Annotated in this window: 12 protein-coding genes; 5 read left to right on the plus strand and 7 right to left on the minus strand. The window is 70.8% G+C overall.

Annotated elements, in window-relative coordinates; genetic code table 11:
• Positions 1-211 precede the first annotated feature (211 nt).
• Together WME89_RS15820 and WME89_RS15825 are read right to left on the minus strand one after the other, a co-directional pair.
• A complete protein-coding gene (locus tag WME89_RS15820; RefSeq protein WP_438009976.1) occupies positions 212-1,864 on the minus strand; it encodes an FAD-dependent oxidoreductase in 1,653 nt (550 codons plus the stop codon).
• A 216-nt stretch (positions 1,865-2,080) separates the two neighbouring features.
• The gene (locus WME89_RS15825) at positions 2,081-3,361 is read right to left on the minus strand and encodes an endonuclease/exonuclease/phosphatase family protein (protein ID WP_438009977.1); all 1,281 of its coding nucleotides are present in this window, start codon (positions 3,359-3,361) and stop codon (positions 2,081-2,083) included.
• Between the two features lie 826 nt (positions 3,362-4,187).
• Between WME89_RS15825 and WME89_RS15830 the strand changes: the two genes are divergently transcribed.
• Positions 4,188-5,693: a PE-PGRS family protein gene (locus WME89_RS15830; protein ID WP_438009978.1), complete on the plus strand. Its 1,506-nt coding sequence runs from the start codon at positions 4,188-4,190 to the stop codon at positions 5,691-5,693.
• 380 nt (positions 5,694-6,073) lie between these two features.
• On the opposite strand, the gene WME89_RS15835 is transcribed toward WME89_RS15830, so the two are convergent.
• Positions 6,074-6,460, minus strand: a complete 387-nt coding sequence (locus WME89_RS15835; protein WP_438009979.1) for a KGG domain-containing protein — start codon at positions 6,458-6,460, stop codon at positions 6,074-6,076.
• Between the two features lie 82 nt (positions 6,461-6,542).
• On the opposite strand from WME89_RS15835, the gene WME89_RS15840 reads away from it, so the two are divergent.
• Both WME89_RS15840 and WME89_RS15845 read left to right on the plus strand, forming a co-directional pair.
• The gene (locus WME89_RS15840) at positions 6,543-6,869 is read left to right on the plus strand and encodes a hypothetical protein (RefSeq protein WP_438009980.1); all 327 of its coding nucleotides are present in this window, start codon (positions 6,543-6,545) and stop codon (positions 6,867-6,869) included.
• A 1,237-nt stretch (positions 6,870-8,106) separates the two neighbouring features.
• Positions 8,107-9,132: a phosphatase PAP2 family protein gene (locus WME89_RS15845; RefSeq protein WP_438009981.1), complete on the plus strand. Its 1,026-nt coding sequence runs from the start codon at positions 8,107-8,109 to the stop codon at positions 9,130-9,132.
• Positions 9,133-9,384: 252 nt separating this feature from the next.
• On the opposite strand, the gene WME89_RS15850 is transcribed toward WME89_RS15845, so the two are convergent.
• The 3 genes from WME89_RS15850 to WME89_RS15860 form a co-directional block, all read right to left on the minus strand.
• Positions 9,385-11,208, minus strand: a complete 1,824-nt coding sequence (locus WME89_RS15850) for an ABC transporter ATP-binding protein (protein ID WP_438011939.1) — start codon at positions 11,206-11,208, stop codon at positions 9,385-9,387.
• 223 nt (positions 11,209-11,431) lie between these two features.
• On the minus strand, positions 11,432-11,764 hold the full coding sequence (locus tag WME89_RS15855) for a 4Fe-4S binding protein (protein ID WP_437626044.1): 333 nt from the start codon (positions 11,762-11,764) through the stop codon (positions 11,432-11,434).
• Positions 11,761-13,419 (minus strand): FAD-dependent oxidoreductase, encoded by a 1,659-nt coding sequence (locus WME89_RS15860; RefSeq protein ID WP_438009982.1) that lies wholly within the window; start codon positions 13,417-13,419, stop codon positions 11,761-11,763. Before WME89_RS15860 ends, WME89_RS15855 begins: the two co-directional genes overlap by 4 nt.
• 313 nt (positions 13,420-13,732) lie before the next feature.
• Here WME89_RS15860 and WME89_RS15865 point away from each other — a divergent pair, with 313 nt between their 5' ends.
• Entirely contained in the window at positions 13,733-17,479 is a 3,747-nt protein-coding gene (locus WME89_RS15865; RefSeq protein ID WP_438009983.1) for a hypothetical protein, read from the plus strand.
• Positions 17,480-17,524: 45 nt separating this feature from the next.
• The gene (locus WME89_RS15870; protein WP_438009984.1) at positions 17,525-18,826 is read left to right on the plus strand and encodes a peptidoglycan-binding protein; all 1,302 of its coding nucleotides are present in this window, start codon (positions 17,525-17,527) and stop codon (positions 18,824-18,826) included.
• Between the two features lie 21 nt (positions 18,827-18,847).
• On the opposite strand, the gene WME89_RS15875 is transcribed toward WME89_RS15870, so the two are convergent.
• A complete protein-coding gene (locus WME89_RS15875; protein ID WP_438009985.1) occupies positions 18,848-19,681 on the minus strand; it encodes a DUF4123 domain-containing protein in 834 nt (277 codons plus the stop codon).
• Positions 19,682-19,704: the final 23 nt, after the last annotated feature.

The raw sequence follows: 19,704 nt of genomic DNA on the forward strand, positions 1-19,704 counted from the left end.
ATGATCGCACGCCGCTTGCGCAGGGGTCAACCACGCCATCGCCCGCGCATCGCGCGGATGGTCCCATCGCGCCCGCAGCGCTGGTCGCGTTCACCGCATGTCGTGGATCACCGCGCTCACTGCGTCCGCCGCGCTCTCCGCGCCCTCGTGGATCACCGCGCTCGCCGCGCTCGCCGCGCTCATCGCATGGGGCGCTCGCGATTCGCGCCGATCACGTGGCCGGGCGACTCTGGGGCACGGCGACGGCCGACACAGGGACGGCGACGACCTCCGGCGCACCCGGCTGCGGCGCGTGCTCTCCGGCGCCCGCGGGCGCCTCCACCGGCGCGGCCGGCGCGAGATCGCTCGTCGCCGGCCCGCGGAGGACGCGGCCCATGGCGTCGTAGCGGGCCCCGTGACAGCGGCAGTCCCAGCTGCGCTCCGCGGGGTTCCAGGACACGATGCCCCCGAGGTGAGGGCACATGGCCGACATCGCGTGCAGCTGCCCCTGCGGATCGCGGTAGACGGCCAGCTTCTTCAGGCCCCTGCGCACGACAGCGCCGGAGCCCGGCGCGATCTGCGCCGCGTCGTCGACGTCGCCCTTGCCGAGCCATGAGGCGTACTGGCACGCCACATTGACGTTCTCCTTCACGTACTCGGAGACGGCGCCCACGCTCAGGTTGACGCGGGTGGGATCGAAGAGCGACGCCATCCAGCTCTCGCGACCCTGCACGAGCTCCGAGATCAAGAGACCGGCGATCGTCCCGTGGGTCATCCCGTTGCCGCAGTCGCCCGTGGAGATCAGGATCCGCGAGTCCCTCTTGACGCGGCCGATGTACCCGAGCCCGTCGACCGTCTCCATCACCTCGCCGGACCAGCGGTGCAGCACCTCGCCGGCCTGGGTGAAGCGCTCCCTCGCCCACGCCTCGAGCCGCGCGTGGCGCTGGTCCGCGTCGCTGGCCTGGCCCGTCTTGTGGTCCTCGCCGCCCACGATGAGCACCTCGTCGGGGCCGTCCGCGCCGTCGACGTTGGCCACGCGCACGTAATGGAACGGATCGGCCGTGTCCCAGTAGAGGCCCGGCGGCACGGCGCCCCGCGGGATGCGCAGGCCGATGACGTAGGTCCTGTAGCCGGCCTGCTTCGTGTGCACGCTGATGCGGGGGATGAAGGGGGAGTTCGTGGCGAGCACGGCCTGGCTGGCGATCACCTGGTGCCCCCGGGCCGTCTTGACCACGACCTTGTGAGGCACCGAGTCCTCGTCGACGTCGGTCACGTGCGCCAGCGTGTAGAGCCTGCCCCCGTCGCGCTCGATCGCCCGCGAGAGGCCCGCGAGGTACCGGCGGATATGGAACTGCGCCTGATCGGGGAAGCGGACCGCAGGCCCGGTGTCGAAATCCAGGAGCGGCGCCCGGTCGACGTAATGGACCGAGCCGAGCCCGGCGCGGTGCGCGGCCTCGATCTCGTCCCGCAAGGTGCTCGGGTGCGACCCCGGGGCGGTGAAGAGGTAGCCGTGGACGCGCCGAAAATCACAGTCGATCTCCTCTTCTTTGACGATCCGCTCGATCGTCTCGATCGCCAGCGTGTGGCTCCTCGCCGCGTGGCGGAGGTTGCCCGCGCTGTGGAGCTTCGTGAGCGAGGCCCAGCGCCTGTCGAGCGCGTGGGTGATGTGCGCGGTGGTGAACCCCGACTCGCCCCCGCCGACGGACCCGTTGTCGAGGACGATGACGCTCTTGCCGGCCTTCGCGAGCAGATACGCTGTCGTCAGCCCGGCGATCCCGGCGCCCACCACGCACACGTCCGCCCCGTGGTCGGTCGCGAAGGGAGCCATCGGAGAGATAACGGCGTGGGTCCAGGCGGTGTTCTTGTCGTAAGCTCGCTCCGTCATACTCTCTCCGCGGGTGGACGCCAAGGCTGCATCCCGGCGCTCGGTGATCGATCGTGTCAGTCGCGTCAGCCGTGTCCGTCGTGTCTGTCGTGTCTGTCGTGTCTGTCGTGGCCGTCGTGTCTGTTCGTCGCGTCGGTCACTTCGGTCAACGTCGGTCGCCTCCGGAGAGGCCTGGTGAAGTGTGAAGAAGAGGCCCAGCGCGGTGCGCCGGGGGCGTCATGAGTCGCGCCTCAACAGGGTGACGAGCAGCCCGTAATGGTCGGAGAAGCCGCTCTTCACCTTCTTCTTGCCCGCCTCGAACGTGAGGTTGGACCGCATGATCTGGGCGCCGGACGCGTCGCCCTCGAAGCCGCGCAGGAGCACGTGATCGATGAGGAGCCCGCGGGTGCCCTTGCCCCCGTCGAGGGGGTTGTCGAAGCAATACGTGCACTTCGCGTCCTCCTGGGACGCGTACGGGTTCACGAAGCCGCGCGCGAGCAGCCGGTTGTAGTGGGCGGGCAGGCGCGCCGAGATCGAGGGCGCGATCGCGGGGCCGGTGTTCAGATCGCCGAGGAGGAGGGTCGCGCCGCGGCCGCCCGTCTTCTGGTCCACGTAGGCGAGGAGCGCGTCGATCTGCGCCGACTGGTCCTTCTGCCACGACGTGTTGCGGGGGTGCGGGACGCCCTCCATGTTCGCCGTGAGGTGGGTGCAGAAGACGTGGAGCTCGCCGACGGAAGGCGGCGAGAGCCTGGTGTAGAGCACCGCGCGGCGGTCGATGGCGGACGGGAGGACCAGCGAATCCCGCTCGAGGATCTCGGCGTTCGTCAGGACGGCCGTGCCGGAGGCCCCGGAGTAGACCTCCACGGCCGCCGCGCCGCCGGCGCGCGCGGGGGGACGCGCGCCGGCGGCGCTCTTCTTTTGCGTGCGAAGGCACGCTCGGGCAAGCTCGTCAGGCCCCTTCCGCGGGTTCGCAGAGAGGCAGTTGAAGCAATCGGGCGACAGGCTGGTGAGCTTCGATGCGCAGCTCTGGAGGAGACATGGGAGCAATGCGTGCTGGGTCAAGCCCGCGCAGCTCTGCGCGGCGCACGCCACGAGCGGATCGGTCTCCTGACTCGTGCACCCGCCGTCCTCGTGACCAGGCGGCAGCCGGAACGTGTTGGGCAAGCTGCTGGACGTGGCGGCGACGAGCCTCTGCCAGTGCTCCTCCAGCCAGAACTCCTGCACGCAGAGCAGGTCCACGGGCTGCTCGGCGAGCGCGTTGATGAGCGGCTCTGCCCGCTCGTCAACGTACTTCAGCACGCCCATCGCGAGCCCGCCGTTGTAGGTGGCCACGCGAAATGGCAATGCCGGCTTCGCCTCGGCGCTCTCGCGCGCCGCCTCCACCGGCGCCCCGGCCTGCGGCGCGACGCCGCCCTCCGGCGCGCTGGAGCTCTCCCGTGCGCGGCTCTTGTCGCCGCTGCACGCGAGGAGCGCGAGCGCGCAGAGGATCTTTGCGCTCCGGAGCCAGGCCGTCCGCATCAGGCTGCTGGACTATGCAGGTGGCGTACCGCGACCAACCGTCGCGCGGCGCGGCCAGGACGGCCGAAGTCCCCGCGCGCCAGGAGCTCGGAGTGAGGCATTCCGCCACATTGAGACAAACGTGCACCGCGCGAGCGCGCCGACGAGGCGCGACGCGCGCCGGCCGGCGCGCAGCGGGCGCGAGGCGCTGTCGGGCGAGGGCGAGCGAGAAGGACGTGCAGGTAGCAGGATGTCGTCCCCCATTTCGCCAGGGGAGCTTCTTGATTCGATCCGCGCACACGCGTACTCCAGCTCCACGGCACGGCGGATGAGGACGTTGGATAACCCACAACGATGGGTACCTGACCCTCCTTGCCTCCACCGAACACCCGGCGGCGCGGGCTCTTCGTCGATACATGGAGGAACAATGAAAGAGCACTTCATCACGAGAGTGGCCCATATCGCGCTTCTGACGAGCATGGGGATGCCCCTGGGCTGCGGCGGCTGCGACTCGGAGCCAGGGGGCGGCTCGCCTTCCTCGAGCAGCGCCGGAGGCGCCGGTGGCCAGGGCGGCGAGGGCGGCGCCGGCGGGCTCGGCGGCGAGGGGGGCTCCGGGGGGCAAGGCGGAGTCGGGGGTGCCGGAGGGCAAGGCGGAGTCGGGGGCGCCGGAGGGCAAGGCGGAGTCGGGGGCGCCGGCGGTGGAGTCGGCGGCGCTGGGGGGCAAGGCGGCGCTGGGGGGCAAGGCGGGGCCGGAGGCGCTGGCGGGCAAGGCGGAGTCGGAGGCGCTGGAGTCGGAGGCGCCGGCGGTGGAGTGGGCGGCGGCGGTGGAGTGGGCGGCGGCGGTGGAGTGGGCGGCGGCGCTGGGGTCGGGGGCGCCGGCGGCGGTGGGGGCGCTGGCGGCAGCGGCGGCGGCGAGCCGCCCGCGTTCCTGGGAGAAGCCCTCTGGGGGCTCGGCGCCGGCGATGAGAAGCGCGACCGGATCGAGGCGATCGCAGCGGATCAGGACGAGAACATCCTCCTCGTCGGCGGCTTCGAGGCGGCGATCAACTTCGGCGGCGAGGCCGATGAGCTGGTGAGCGAGGGCCGTCACGACATCTTCGTGGTGAAGCTCGACGCGGCGGGTGAGCACGTCTGGAGCAGGCGATTCGGCGACGCCGCTGAGCAGTACCCGTTCGCGGTCGCGACGGACTCGAGCGGCAACGTGGTCATCGCCGGCGAGTTCGAGGGGACCCTCAACTTCGGCGCGGACCCGAGCACGGCGCTCGTGAGCGCCGGCCGGAAGGACCTCTTCGTCGCCAAGCTCGACGCCGACGGCAATCACCTCTTCAGCAGGCGCTTCGGCGACGCGCTCGACCAGTACGCCACGGCCGTCGCCGTCACCGGAGCGGACGAGATCGTCGTCCTCGGCGTCGCCAGCGGCGCCATCAACTTCAGCGAGGATCCCGGGACAGCGCTCACGGGCACCGGCGACGCGAACGTCGTCGTCGCCAAGCTCGACGCCGCCGGCGGTCATCTCTGGAGCAAGCGCTTCGGATCCGTGGACAGCTGGCAGCGCTTCCGCAGCATCGCTGTCAGCGAGTCGGCCCTCTACGCCACCGGCGCGTTCGGCGGCATCCTGGAGATCGACGGCCACGTCGTGGAGAGCTCCATCGACGGCGAGACCTCCGGCGCGGGCGGCTCCGGCGGCGACGGCGGGGGCGGCGGCGGGGAGCCGATCTACGGCATCGACGGGCTCGTCGTCAGGTTCGATCTCGCCTCGGGCAGCCTCGTGTGGGCGCGCTCGCTGGGGGGCGCCGGCGAGCAGTTCGCGAAGCTCGTGAGCCTCGGGATCGATGGCCATCCCGTCGTCCTCGGTAACTACGCAGCGGGGTTCCAGATCGGGTCCACCGAGATCGAGGACCCCGTGGCGGGAGAATACGACCTCTACCTCGCCCGGCTCGACGCCGAGGCGGGCGAGCCGCTCGCCGCGCGCGGGTTTCCTTCAGCGGGCGACGAGTTCATCTGGGGGTTCTCCCAGGACCCCTGGGGCAACCACGTGCTGAGCGGCTACTTCACCGGGTCGCTGGCGCTCGGCGGGGCGCCCATCGCGGTCGGGGCGCCGGCGTCGGGCGACGCGTTCGTCGCGAAGCTCAGCCCGGACTTCTCCGAGGAGCTCTGGTCCGACGTCTACCGGGATCAGTTCTACTCGTTCATCACGGCCCAGGCGGTCACCGCCAGCGGCAACACCGTCGCCGCGGGCCTCTTCTTCGGCGAGCGGATCGAGCTCGGCGGTAGCCTCCCCCCGCTCGAGCACACCGCGCCCGCGCGCGATTTCGACAACGGCGACGTCTTCGTCGTGACCCTCTCGCCGTGACGCGCTAGCCAGCGCGGCGCCCGGCCGCGCCTGGCCCGGCGCTCCCGAACGACAAAACACCCAAGGCGCCAGGAACGCCAGGAGAACCAGGGAGCTGGTCCTTTCTGGCGTTCCTCGCTTCCTTGGCCGTCCGCCTCGTCCTCGCGCGAGCGCCCTGGAGAGGGCGCTCGCGCGAGGCGCGAGGGGGTGGCCGCGCGCGGCAGGCCGGAGGGCGAGAGGGCCTGCGCTCCGGCTTGCGGTGCGCGTCCTCGCGGTCGCTCCGGCGCATCTGCTGCGCTCGGCGCACGGCGCCGCGGGGTGCCGATGGCGGCAGCCCCGTGGCTCTCCCGTATGTCACGGTCCCCCGGGCGGGGGACGCTTACAGCAGCGCGGCACCGGGATCAGTGGCTCTGCTGGCCAGCGCTGGCGTGCTGCTCGTGGCTGCTGGCGTGCTCCGTCTGCTCCTCCTCGCGCCCGCTGTTGCCCTGCGCGCCGTTCGGGCCATCGCCGCGGGCCTCGCCGCCCTTGCGGCCGATCTGGGCCATGTGGCTGCGGTTCTGGCTCACGGCCGCGCCGCCCTTGCGGCCGATCGCGGCCATGTGCTCGCGGTTCTGGCTCACGGTCGCGCCGCCCTTGCGGCCCGCCGCGCGGGCCTCCTCGGAGCTGAACTCGTGGGCCGTGCCCTTCTGGTGCGCGGCCTTCCCGCCCATGCTCGCGATCGCGCGTTGCTGCTTCTCATCCATCGCCGCGAACCCACGACTGCTGCTCTGGTTTTGTTGCTGTGCCATGAGATGTCTCCTTGGTGGTGTCTGGGCGCATCGCTCAACATACGCACGGGGCAACCCAGGTGCAGCGCCACGTGGTTTTTCCTTGAACGATGTCGGCATCGAGGGAGATTGCAACGTGGATGCCATGGAGAAGAGATCATGGACACCGGCCTTGATCAGCGGGGATCCGGCGCGAGATCCGTGGCTCTCGGTGGTGCTTCCGAGCGTCCAGGACGCGTCGCGCGGCGGTCGCTCCGCGCGCGCCGCCGCGTGCGCGGGCGTGCTCCGGCGAACAGGAGCCCGCGATGGATCCGCCGCCATTTTGCTGCTCAGCCTGGCCGCGGATCCGCCGCATGCGCTGCTCAGCCTGGCTGATACCGATTCTGCAGCCAAGGTTCCGCCGCGCGGCAGACTGCCCCACCACGCGTGAGCGCACGGGCCATCGCGCCCCGTCCGCTCGAGGAACCGTGTTCCGTGGCGAGCGGATGCGGTCGAGCCCGGGACATCAACGCTCTTTCGTCTGACCTTCAGCCCTCGCAACGTTGCTGACGGGGCGCTCGCTGCACGAAGTCGTGTCAAGGCCCTTGACGGGCTGAACCATGATGATCGTTTGTCGCTGTCCAGCGTGAGCTGCGCAGCGCGCGCCGGTGGCCCTGGCCCGGGCGCCGGGACGCAGGTCGAGAGGGCCCCGCAGGTCGGCCAGGTCGCGGGTCCTGGGGGCGGCATGCGATGATGTGGTTCAGCGAGGGCGGCTGGCCGGAGGCCGGTGCGTGCCCGGGGGTGGACAGCGCCCCTGCGGTCGCGCGCAGGCTGACGATGCCGCGGGGGGCGCCGGCACGCGGAGCGACAGGGCTGCCCCACGGCCGAGCTCGAGCGGTTTCCTCCGGGCCGCCAGCGCGGCGCCAGGGCAGTACGGGCGACCGGTTCGGAGGGGAGCGCCGTGGCAGGGAGCTCGGCGGCTCCGGTGCGCGCTGTCAAGAAGGACGACGTCGGCGATGAGGCGACATCGTCGAGCGATGTGCCGCTCGCCCATGCGCTCCGTTCCGCGCCACCGCGCCACCGCGCCACCGCGCCACCGCGCCACCGCGCCACCGCGCCACCGCGCCGTGTCCGCGCGGCGATGCTATCGAGCGCGAATACCCCAGCTCCTGTGTCGTCGCGCTTGACGACACGCTGTTCGCGTTCTCCACCCCTCCAGCCGGCGCGCTCGGTGGGTACAGCACGCACGCAGAAATTGCGATGGTGGCGAACGCGCAGATTCTGCGCATCCAGCAGCTCGTCGGTCCGGTCGTCCCGACGCGCGGTGGCCGCGATGCAGAGGCGAGGGGAACGCGTAGCGCGTGCGCCGCTGCGTCGTCACGTTCGCAGGCGCGCGAAGCGAGATTGCGCGCGCGTGGCCTCGCCCGCGCGGCGACGCATGGCCCAGGCGAGGCGTCTCGGGGGAGGTGGATCTCGCCGATCTCGGTCGCGACGCGGCGCCTGCCGCGGTCAAGCATGGCGGAGCAGCCTGTCAAAAAGTCGACGTCCCCGTGGCCTCCGGGTTGCTGTGGGAGGTGACGGCGTGACGGCGTTACGGCAGCCGTGTCACGGCGACGCTACACGTGGTAAAGAGCGGCCAGGCTCGAGCTGCCCGCGCGCGCACCACGCCATCCCTGGAACAACCCCACATGCACGAGAGGCTTACAACGGACTGTGGTAAGGTGGCCGGCTCCCGCGGCTTGGTCGACGTCGAGCGCGCCGGAGCGCTCTGGAGGGACGCGCTGCGCGGCTTGGTCGCCGTGTTCGCCCTGCAGGACGTGATCCTCATCGGCTACCTCGTGGCGACGACGATCGCGCTGGTCTTCGCGCCGGCGAGCGAGGTGCGAACCGAGTGCGTGCAGCGCAATCTCGTCGGCATCGCCGCCCTGATGTCCCTGTGCGTGTTCGTGCGCCGCGCGACCTTCGTGGCTCCCCTGCTCCGGAGCGTGGTTTACCGGCTCTCGCTCGTCGGGGCCTTCCTCCTCAACTACCTGTCGCTGCGGACCATCCTGCCGACGGTGCGCAACGACAGCCTCGACGCGGAGCTCCTGCACCTCGATCTCCTCCTCTTCCGGGTGGAGCCGGCGCTCTGGATGGAGCGGTTCAACACGCGCCCGATCGTGGAGTGGTTCTCGTTCTTCTACTTCAGCTACTTCCTCATCTGCTTCATGTCGATGGTGCTGGCGCTCTGGGTGGCTCGCCCCGGCCGGGGCACGACCGAGTTCGCGATCGGCACCTCGCTCGTGTACTGCCTTGGCCAGCTCGGCTACATGGCGGTCCCCGCGTACGGTCCGATCCAGGCGCTGCGCCACCTCTACGAGGGGCCGCTCGACGGCGGCTTCTTCTGGGGCGCCGTGAGCAGCGTCGTGCAGGCCGGCGGCGCGATGAAGGACGTCTTTCCCTCCCTGCACACGGCGGGGCCGCTCTGGTTCGCGCTGTACACCTTCCACCGAGCGCGCACCGACCGGCGCCTCTTCTGGCTGGCCGTGGTGGCCGCGTTCTTCTCCATGAACATCATCATCTCCACCATGCTCCTCCGCTGGCACTACGCGGTGGACGTGGTGGCCGGCGTCGCGCTGGCCTCGGGCACGGCGTGGCTCACCCCGCGGCTCGTCCGCTGGGAAGAAGCCTTCCGCACCCGCATGGGCCAGCCGCACCCGTGGACCTTCCGGTAAGCGCGCGTCTCCGGTGCTGGCGCGCGCTATCCCCGCGCCCTTGAGCCGCGGAGGACCGGCCTGGCGAGCCGGCCTCCACCTGGTCTCGGTGAGCACGAGCCGGTAATCCGGCGGGCCTGTCGACACAGGCTCCTCGCCGCTGGACTCCACCGGAACAGCGACCTGCTTTCGGATGTGCTCCGGCACGATCAGCCGCTGGCGGAAGCCGGCGGCGCCGGGAACGAAGGGACGCTGGAGCACGCGCTCTGCCGCTCAGGCGAGCGGCGCCCAGGCCTTCAGCGGCGTGGCCAGCGGGCGCCCGTCGGCGCCGTCGGCCGCTGGCTGCGGACGCGGCGCTTCGAGGACGCGGACCGGCGGCGCCTGGATCGACGGCTCGGCGGCGGCGCCGTCCGCCAGGAAGCCGTCGGACTGCTTGCTCCAGAGCCGCTGGTACGCTCCGCCCCGGGCGAGCAGCTCGGCGTGCGTGCCGTCCTCGATGATCCGGCCCTTGTCGAACACAAGGATGCGGTCGAGGTGGACGACCGTCGAGAGGCGGTGGGCCACGACGAGCACCGTCTTGCCCTTCATGACCCCGTCCAGCGTGTCCTGGATCGCCTTCTCGGTGATCGAGTCGAGGCTCGAGGTCGCCTCGTCGAGGATCAGGACCGGCGCGTCCTTCAGGATGACCCGCGCGATGGCGATGCGCTGGCGCTGGCCGCCGGAGAGCTTGACCCCGCGCTCGCCGACCATGGAGCGATACCCGTCCTTCATCTGCGCGATGAACTCGTGCGCGTGCGCCTTGCGCGCGGCCTCGACGACCTCCTCGTCGGTCGCGTCCAGGCGGCCGTAGCGGATGTTCTCGAGGAGCGTCCGGTGGAACAGGCTGGGATCCTGCGGGATCAGGCTGAGCTGCGCGTGCAGCGCGTCCTGCGTCATGTCGCGGATGTCCACGCCGTCGATCAGGATCTGACCGTCGTTGATGTCGTAGAGCCGCAGGATGAGGCTGACGAAGGTGGACTTGCCCGAGCCGGAGAAGCCGACCAGCCCGACCCGCTGGCCGCGCGGGATCGTCAGGTCGAGCCGCTCGAAGATCGGCTGATCGGGCGTGTAGCCGAAGGACACGTCCCGGAGCTCGATCTGGCCGCGCTCGAGGCGCGGCGCGACGGCGGCGGGCCTGTCGACGAGCTCGTGGGAGCGGATGATGGTGTTCACGCCGTTCGCGACGTTGCCGACGAACTCGAAGAACTCGAGGAAGCGGCGGCTGAGGTTGCGCGCCTCGTTGATGATGAGGAGCGACAGGCTCGTCGCCATGACGAACTCGGCGACGCCGATGGCGCCGCGCTGCCAGAGCGTGAGCGCCTGGTAGAGCGTCCCCACCTTGAGCAGCGCGGCCGACGCGAACTGGAACCAGCGGACGCGCTCGGAGTACCAGTTCGACCTCCGCACCGCCCGGAGCTCCCGCACGAGCTGCTCGTCCAGGTACTCGCGCTCGAAGCCGAACCGGGCGAAGAGCCGCGCGCTCGTGAGGTTCGAGACCGAATCGACGAGCTTGCCCGTCGTCTCGCTCCGCGCCGAAGCGGCGCGCACCGCGTGCGGCTGACAGCGGGTCGCGAGCCAGTAGGAGATGCCGACGAAGAGGACGGCCCAGGCCGAGACGAACGCCGCGAGCTCCGGGTGAGCGCGGTAGAGCAGGCCGATCGAGACCGAGAAGACGATGGCGATGGGCCAGAAGTCGAACAGGACGGCCCACAGCGTCTGCGAGACGCCCATCGACGTCTCGCTGATCCGGTGGGCGAGCGCGCCAGCGAAGTTGTTGCTGAGGTAACGGTGGGAGTGGTGCTGGAGGTACGCGTAGAGGTTGCGGGTCACGTTCTGGCGCTGCCACGGCCCGACGAGGATCTGGCAGAGGCCGGCGATGCGGCTGAAAAGGAACTCGCCCGCGATGAGCACGACGAAGAGCGTCAGCGCGCCGCGGAGCTCGCCCGTCAGCGCGGCGCGGCCGGCGCTCGACTCGCGCGTCACCCCCTTGATGACCTGACCGACGGCGTACGGGATCATGATCCCGAACGAGGCGTGCGCCGACTCGAACACGAACATCGCCAGATACCACGGGCGGTAATGAGCGATGAAGTGGACGATGAAGCGGAGCGGCGTGTCCGGGAGCAACGGAGCGCCAGGGGCGCGCTGCAGAGAGGTATTGGCTTCCACCGAAATGTCCTGGGCGCCGTGCGCGCCCTCATGAGATGGCGGTCGTGCTCTCCAGCGGCCTTCGCCCCGCGCAGGGGAGAGCGCCGGCGCAGGGAGCGTCACGCGGCGCGCGTTACCCGGCCGTCACGGCGCGGAACCGGAACGTGGGGTCGCGGTCCGTGCCCCCCGGCTTCGCGGCGTGCCACCCGAGGTGGTGCGCGTAGCTCCCCAGGCGGCCGTCCTCTGCGAGCCGCTCCTCCGCTACGGGGTCGCGGCGCTCGGCCAGCGGGCTCACGTAGAGCGCGTCGGTCGGGCAGTAGAGCTCGCACATGAAGCAGGTCTGGCAGTCTTCCTGGCGCGCGATGAAGGGCGCCTCGCCGGGCCTCGCCTCGAAGACGTTCGTGGGGCAGACCTTGACGCAGAGGTTGCAGTCGATGCAGCGGGCGTCGCTCAAGAGCTCGATCAAGCGAGGTCTCCTTGGTGGGGGGCCGGTGGGGGGGCCGGTGAGGGGGCCGATGAGGGGCGCTGGTCCGGGAGCCGGCGAGGCGCGACCCAGATGGACGAGAGCCCGCCGGTGGTGAGGCAATGGCCCTGCTCGGGATCGGTGTCCGGCAGGTCGGTGCGCTGGTGCAGCCCACGGGACTCGGCGCGCGCGAGCGCGCTGCGGTAGCAGAACCGCGCGGTGGCCAGCAGCGCGGCCGCCTCGCGCGCCCGGACCTGGGCGACGCCGGCGGCGCGGAGGTGCGCGCTCGCGTCGCGCCACGCGCCCTCGAGCCGCTCGACCGACGCCTCCAGCTGGTCGCCGCGGCGGAAGAGGTTCTTGTCGAGCGGCAGCATCTCTTGCTGGACGAGGTCGATGACCTCCCTGGCGCCGAGCCCGCCCGCTGTCCCGCCGGGCCGGAGGCCGACGGTCCCGGCGGCGCGCACGGGCCGCGCGGCGGCGCTGTCGCCGAGGCCGGCGCGGAAGCGCGCCGCGGCGCGGCCCGCCCAGGTGCCGCTCGAGATCGCCCAGGCCGCGTTGGGGCTGCCGCCGCCGCTGGAGGCGCCGACGATGAGCTCGCGCGAGGCCGCGTCGCCCGCGGCGTAGAGCCCCGGGACGCTCGTGGCGCACTCGTCGTCGACGATGCGGATCCCGCCGCTGCCGCGCACGGTGCCCTCCGAGCGCAGGGTGACCGGGAACCGCTGCGTGAACGGGTCGAGCCCGAGCCGGTCGTGCGGCAGGAAGCAGTTCGGCTGCCCGTCGCGGAGCCAGCGCTGGATCTCGGGGCCGGCGCGGTCGAGCACCGCGTAGACAGGCCCGCGGCGCAGCGCCCTCGCCACCGCGAGCATGCGATTGCCGCGGCTGTCGATCTCCTCGCCCGACTCGGTGGTGAAGGTCGCCCAGAAGTAGGGGAGCCCCTTGGTGACCGTGGCGTAGGCCGGGCTGATGCCGTACTGGGCGGAGAACTCCATTCCAGAGAGCTCGGCGCCGACCTCCGTGGCCATCAGGTAGCCGTCGCCCGTGTTGACGTCGCAGCCGAGCGCCTTGCTCAGGAACGCGCAGCCGCCGCTGGCCAGCACCACGGCCCCGGCGCGGACGCGCCACGGGGCGTCCTGCTGGCGTGAATAGCCCTGGGCGCCGGCGACCACCCCGTCGCTCACGAGCAGCTCGAGGGCAGGGGAGTGGTCGAGGATGCGGACGCCGGCGCGCCGGAGCTGCCGGCGCAGGAAGTACATGTAATCGGGGCCCCTCAGGTTGGCGCGGTACTGGAGGCCGCTGTCGTCCACGGGGAAGGGGTAGCCCCACGCCGCCAGCTGGTTGATCTGCGTCCAGGTCGCTTCGAGGACGCGCGCCATCCACTCGCGGTGGGCGAGCCCGCCGCTCCGCGCGAACCTCGCCTCGATCGCGCGCTCGCGTGCGGCGCCCTCGGGCGTCACGTACCAGGCGCCTGTGTTCGCGGGGGCCGTGGCGCCCGAGGTGCCGCAATAGCCCTTGTCGACGAGCACCACGCTGCGCGCCCCGCTCGCCGCGGCGCCGAGCGCGGCCCACGCGCCGGCGGGGCCGCCGCCGATCACCAGCACGTCGGCGAGGTCGTCGGTGTCGGAGGCGAGGGGAGGAGACAGCGTTGCAGGGGTGCTCATCGAGGATCCGCCGCGGCGGGCCCAAGCACCAATCGGGCCAGGGGGGTTGTCAGCGTGGACGGGCGGTGGATAGCTCCGCTGCTGCCTCAGCAGCAGCCGGGTGGTGATCGGCTGCTGCGGCGCGGGCAGGCTCGCTGTCGGAGCCCCGGGGGCGGCGGGGGGTATCCCCGAGCGGAAGGCGAGCGCCCCGCGGGGGATGAGCAGGGCGAGGCGGGCACGCCGACCACGGGCCGTGCAGCGAGCGGCTCGGCGGCGCCCCGGATGGAAGGCTCGCCTTGCCGGGCGCCGCCGGGTATCCTCGGAATGAAGATCCATGCCATATCGCCTGGAAAAAGTCGCCAATGGCGGAGACTGCTTCTTCGACTCCGTGGCCAGGCATTTGAACCACGAAGGGATAGGCTGGGCACCCGATGGCGAGTGGGACGCCGGGACGGTGAGGGCGGCGATGATGCGGCACGCCGCGGAGGAGATCTTCGGGCTCGACCAGGTCCCAGGCGGCCAGGAATGGGACCTGGAGGCGCTATCGCAGCTTCCATTGAGCCCGGAGAGCGAGCTCCTGGAGCACCTTAAATCCGCGTTCGACGGGATCAGCCGCGCCGTCTACGCGGCGTGGGAGGAGCTGTGGCGAGACCCGACGAACCACCCCTTGCTTGTGGCGCTCTTCCTCCGGTGGGGCCTCCTGAACGAGCTGACCAGCGACCGCTCGGCCATCGTGGACGCCATCAACACATGGCTGGTGACAAAAAAAAGGGTCGATTTCCTGCTTCGTAACTCTCTCGTCTGGGGGGTGACGGAGCTCGAAGGGGCGAGCGGGTTTTACGAGAGGATCCTACGGGATCTGTGGAATCTGGAGGTGGAGATCGTCCCGGGGCCTCTCGTGGACGACGACCCGCAGCGAAAGGGGACCCTCCTCCTTTGCTGCGAGGATCTTCACTACCAGCCGTATCTCTGGCGCTCCAACGTGAGCGTCGCGACGACGAGTCTCAGGGAGTGGTCCGCTCCGGTGCGCTCCTACAGCGCACCTCTGATCGACACGGGCTCGGCGACGTCCGCCGCGCGCCACGAGCCCAACACCCGCGTCACGCCTCTCCGACTGGGCCTCTGCGTGTGGAACCTCAACCACCTCGGCGAGCAGCCCCAGGGGCAGAAGCGAACAAGGGATGAAGACGTCCCGGACGACCCCTCCGAGGGCAGGCCCACGAAGAGGCGGCGGATGGAGCCGGCGCCGCTGGCCGTCGTGCCACCGCCGCGGAGGAAGCGCGCCAGGAACGACGGCCCGCTGCCGTCTCTGGATCCCATGCTCGAGGAGGAGGGAGACAGCCAACCATCGTCGGAGCCAGCACCGAAGAAGCGGAGAAGGAACCAGCCAGAGCCAGCCGGAGACGGCGCTCCCGAAGACGCCGGAGACGGCGCTCCCGAAGACGCCGAGAAGGCGAACAGCGCGCAGAACAAGGTCGACGCCCTGAGGGCGCTCATTGAGCGCAACGCGGACTGGCTCGACGTGGTGGCCCTCAACGAGGTCAACAAGGGCGTGGACTTCCTCAAGAAGGAGGTCGCACAGTGGAAGAGCCCCAGGTGCACGCTGTACGAGGGACCTCACCTGATTTCGGTTGGCGAGCAGCTCGGCGCCGGTCAACACGAGTATTATCCGCTGCTGATCGTCGACCGGCCGGGGCGGTTCAAGATCGAGCATCAGGGCTGCTCGGTGTTCTTCTCCACCGGCGTCGCCAGCCACAAGAAGGTGGCGCAAGGAGAGGAGGTCAGGTGGATCAAGAAAGAGAACCTCACGAAAGCGGAGAGCGACGCTGCCTATCGAGAGGCCGTCGTGAAAGCCGCCGAGAAGCTGATCCATCTGATCGAGGCGATCGAGGGGGGCTCGAAGGGAAAGCGGCCGGCAAACGCGAAGCAGTCCATCGGAGCTCGCGGCGAGGCTGCCGCGAGCTCCCTGGAGCGCCTCGAGCTCGAAGACGAGGACATGAGCGGAGCTGTCGTCGCCATGCGGAAGCTCCTCGCTGCGACGACCCCGAAGGATGCGCCGCCCCCGAGCAGGAGCAAGCCCGGGCCCAGGCTGAACGCGGGGCCCAGCAGCGAGGCCGGGCCCAGGAGCAAGTCCGGGCCCAGGCGCAAGGCCGGGCCCAGCAGCGAGGCCGAGGGCAAGGCCGAGCGCAAGGGGGAGAGGGACGCGCTGGTCCGGACGATATGTGACGGCCTCGAAGCGGCGAAGGAAGGCGTCAACCGCAGCGATCTCGCAAAGAGAATAGAGGGGGTTCGCGCCAGCTACTGGAAGCTGAATTCGGGGCAGCGAAGCGCCATCATCGAGGAAGTCAGACACCACCTCTACCGCCCCGTCGTCATTCACCACCTGCTCGTCGGGGGAAAACAGTCCGTCAACGTGGGTATCGTCCACACCACGCCTGGCGGCACGGAGTTCGAGCGAAAGATGGTCTACAGCCAGCTCGAAAAATTCTTCAACGAGGTGGCGAGTGGATGGCAGCCGGACGGGGTCGAAGCCCTGTGGCTGATCGCGGGGGACTTCTACCTGCTCGACGAGTCCGTCGTGACCAGCGAGGCAGGGAAGGGGTACCAGACGCGCACGGTGCGCACATGGAAGGACCGGGACGACCCGATCGCCAAGGATGTGATCGTCGAGGCGAACAAGGCCCGGCGCGCGATCCTCCTCGGCCAGATCGAGGCCCTGAAGCGGGAGATCGACGCCATCGACGAGGCGATGAGCGGTGCGCGGACGAGCAGCCTCACGCAGGCGGACGGCGCCGGAGGCGCGAGCGAGCTGGCGAAGCTGAAGGCGACAGGAGTGAAGCTCTGCGAAGAGGCCATGGCGGGTCAGCGGGCCAAGATCGAGGATCTCCTCGATGTGCTGACGGCAGCGACGAAAAAATGGGAGGACAACAAAGGCAGCGTGAGCATCTGGAAGCTCGATGCCGATGTCGGGAAGGCCCACAGCGGCCTCATCCTCCTCGAGCGGCTCGCGGCGCTCCAGGCAGGCAAGCTTCGCCTGAAGGACGAGGAGCAATGCGACACCCAGCTCCTCTTACGCGCCATGACGGCCACGCTCAAGAAGGGGTTCGTAGATTTCATCGGGTTGAAGGGGCGGATCATCGACTTCGAGCGCAACGTCAAGAAGAGCGTGGGCGTCGCGGAGGACGAGCAAGCCGGAGGAACCGGCAAGATCGGCAAGGAGAGGGACGAATACCTGAGCACACAATCGTACTCCGCGCGAAACCTCCTCCTCTCGGCCAAGCCCGAGCAGCGACTGCGCAAGGACCTGGGGCTCACGTTCGCCGCCCAGATCGAGGAGCACTTCCACATCTACCAGACCATCTGGGCCACCAACGTGCACTCGAGCGCGAAGGTGGACAGCAAGGTCATCGAGTACACCGCGTTTCGCATCGCGGACTTCGTGGTCGCCTCGAAGGGCTGGAGATCGGCCGAGCTGGGCCTCTTCCACCATGCGAAGGAGGGCCTGCTTCGCGTCGAGGACGAGAAGCACGACGCCGAAGGAAGCGTCACGTTGCCCTCGACGGTGACGTGGCGCACGATCAGCGATCATTTCCCGGTCGGAGCCCGCTTCTCGACGCGAGCCCACGATCTCGCCGTGAGGCACGTCTTCGTGGACGCCCTGGAGGAGGACCTGTACGCGGAGAAGCGCTGGGCGATGGCGATCTGGCACATGATCGATGCCTGCCAGATGCTGGGCGGCGGCCGCGGCCCGGATGACTGGTGGCTCGAGAAGGACAACGAGGAGCGATACAGGAACGTCGCGAGCGACTTCACCGTGCGTGTGGTGGAGGCGCTCGGAGAGGATGAAGACAAGGCCGGCGTCGTGGAGCAGCCTCTCCTGGATCTCCTGGAGGCGCCTCCGCCGGACCCCGACGAGGTCTTCGCTATGCTGAACAGGATCCTCAGCGATCTCCGGACAGAGGTAGGCCTTGTGGTCGTGGAGCCCGAGCGGTTTCCCTTCTACGTGCAGGACGGCGAAGAGGACGGCGAGCCGCCGGACGGTGACGGTGAAGCATCGGAGGGCATGGAGCTCACCCAGTAAACAGCCGCCTCGCCGCCCAGGCGAGGCACGTCGCGAAAGACCGCCATGCTCCACCTCCGGAAAGATCAACTGGCCGCGCTCGCCATGGCGCGACGACGGCAGCAGGACGAGCGGACCGGCGCGGACGAGCCCGGGACTCCCGGAGACGCGCCGGCGCCGCCCGCCGGCGAGCTCGTCCTCGGGTGCCCGCGCCCGGGGAGGCTCACGCGCGCCGCGCGGCTCGCGGCCCGGCAGGAGCTCCTGGCGCGCCTCCGGCCCGCGCTCGACCTCCCGGTCTACCCGGCCGCGGTCGCGCCTCCGGCCCGCGCCGAGGTGCCCCCGGCGCCGGCGCCTGGCGCGCGCGCGACGACGCCGGCGCCTGCCGCGCGCGCGACGACAGCCGGCGCGCCGGAGAAAGGCGCTGGCAGCCCTCCGCGGGAGAAGCTGGCGCTCGAGGTCGTGGTGCTCGACGAGCGCGATCAGCCGCTGTCGGGTGCGTCCGTGGAGCTTCGCAACGGCAAGGGCCAGGTGCTCTACGAGAGGACCGGCCGCGACGGCCAGGTGCGCTTCGAAGGGCTGGAGGACGAGCCTCTCACGATCTGCCTCCACGAGCTGGACGAGGACGCCTGGGTGCGCATCCGGCAAGCCACCCTGCCGGATCCGAAGAGCCGGGACCAGGCGAGCTGGAAGAGCGCCTGGGCGCAGGGCGGCGCGTCGAGCTGCCATGTCGTCGTGGAGGGAGATTGCATCTCGAGCATCGCGGATCGCCACGGCTTCTTCCCCGAGACCCTCTGGAGCATCCCGGACAACGCGCTCCTGCGGCGCCTCCGCCGATCAAAGAACGTCCTGAATCCGGGCGACCGCGTGATCATCCCCGCGCGCAGGCGCAGGGCGGAGCCCGCGCGCGCTGGATGGCGCCATTGGCTGCGACGCAAGGGCTGGCCCGAGATCCTGCGCATCCGCTTCCTGACCTTCGGCGACGAGCCGAGGAAAGGCGAGCCTTACGTGCTCAGCCTGACGGCGGCCGGCGGAAGGAAGATCGAAGATCGAGCCGGCCACACCGACGGCGATGGCTTCCTGATCGAGAGCATCCCGCCGGACGCGGCCACGGGGCGGATCCTGCTCGGCGCCGGCGAGGACCAGGAGGAGCACGAGCTCCGGCTCGGGTGCCTCGACCCCGCGGACACCGTCCGCGGCGCCCAGGCCCGGCTCAACAACCTCGGTTACCCCTGCGGTGAGGAGGACGGCGCGCTCGGCGACCTGACGCGGGCGGCGTTGAAGCGCTTCCAGCGCGCGCGGGGCCTGGAGATCACCGGCGAGATCGACGCCGCGACGCAGGCGGAGCTCCTGGCGCGCCACCTGTCTTGAGGGCCGGCGCCGCCCGGGCCCTCAGCCCCGCAGCACCTCGCCCGCCTCGCCCTCGAACAGGAAGCCTTCGATCTCCGTCCCCACGATCTCGCTCCGCTGCCGCGCCGAGCACGTCGGCAAGAATGGCCGCAGGACGCGCGGATCGTAGAACCGGAAATACAGCGCCTGCCCCGTCTCACCCCCCGTGACGACGAGCGAGCGCCGCAGCCGCTGCCGCACCTCGCGCAGCGGCCGCGCGCTCGTCAGGAACACGCCCCAGCTCTCGCCCCAGCCCTCGTTCACGAGCACAGGCAACAGCTCCGATCCCCGCTCGAGGTGGACGAGGTGCGGCGCGGCGCGCGCCATCGCCTCGCCCTGCGCGCCCTCGAACAGCGAGCGGTGCTCGTCCTCGCACGCGAGGAGCAACGGGTAGATGCGCCGATCGCGCGCGGCGTCCAGGATCGCGAACAGCGGCTCGGCCTCGGCGCGGAGCGCCTCGAGCGCCGACGCGCGCGCCGCGAGGAGGGCCGCCGGCGGCGGGCGGCCCGGCAGCACCGGCGGGAGCCCGGCGCGCACGTCGTCGGGCTGGATCCGGAGGAGGAAGCGCATCTCGCCCGCGACGAGCATCGCGCCGTCGCGCAGCACGGCCTCGCCCACACGTTCGCCGTCGACCGTCGTCCCGCGGCGGCTCACGTCGCGGAGGTGGCACGCCTGCCCGTCCCACACGAGCTCGAAGTGCACCGGCGCCATCCGCGCGTCCTGCGAGAAGACGAGGTCCGCGCGCCCGGTGCGCCCCACGCGGAGCTCCTGTCCTTCCCGGAGGCGCACGCGCCGCCCCGCGAGCGACCCCGACGCGACGTGCAAGACTGCCCTCATCGCCCCGAGCCCGCCTGCGCCTG

It is taken from the genome of Sorangium sp. So ce321 (assembly GCF_051530195.1).
In the GTDB taxonomy this organism is placed as follows: domain Bacteria; phylum Myxococcota_A; class Polyangia; order Polyangiales; family Polyangiaceae; genus Sorangium.